General features: G+C 45.4%; 1 tRNA gene and 1 rRNA gene. Both read right to left on the bottom strand.

The window, feature by feature from the left end:
• Positions 1 to 262: 262 nt before the first annotated feature.
• A tRNA-Ile gene (locus B5F22_RS11870) sits at positions 263 to 339 on the bottom strand.
• A gap of 110 nt (positions 340 to 449) precedes the next feature.
• Positions 450 to 542, bottom strand: a 16S ribosomal RNA gene (locus tag B5F22_RS11865); the annotation flags it as partial.

The raw sequence follows: 542 nt of genomic DNA, 5'->3' as shown, positions 1-542 counted from the left end.
CTTTTGAACGGTTTGGTCCTAGAAAACACTTAGTTCTCTTATAAGAATCATGCAGGCTTCAGAGTTATTTTTTGGCTAATTGTTATTACCCATTTGACAGAAATGACTTCTGCCATTCTGATTAAAAATCTACTCTGTTGCTTGCTCTTCCATCTGGAATTATCACATTGTTCAGTTTTCAAGGTGCGGAATTCTGGTCTCGATTGAAACCAGATATCAACACTCAACTTCTTGAATGTTGATATCCATTCTCAATGGACACTGGTGGGCCAAAATGGACTCGAACCATCGACCTCACGATTATCAGTCGTGTGCTCTAGCCAGCTGAGCTATTGGCCCTCGTCGTCGCAGATGCGAGGCTTGCACCCTCTAAATTAAACAATGAGAAACGCACCAGAAGTCTGACCAGGACGTTACAACAAGAACCTGTCTCGTTGAAGTCTCCTTAGAAAGGAGGTGATCCAGCCGCACCTTCCGATACGGCTACCTTGTTACGACTTCACCCCAATTATCGAACCCACCTTCGGCCGCGCCCCCCTTGC

It is taken from the genome of Pseudoflavonifractor sp. An187 (assembly GCF_002160275.1).
In the GTDB taxonomy this organism is placed as follows: Bacteria; Bacillota; Clostridia; order Oscillospirales; family Oscillospiraceae; genus Enterenecus; species Enterenecus faecium.
This window is presented reverse-complemented; position numbering and strand designations above follow the sequence as displayed.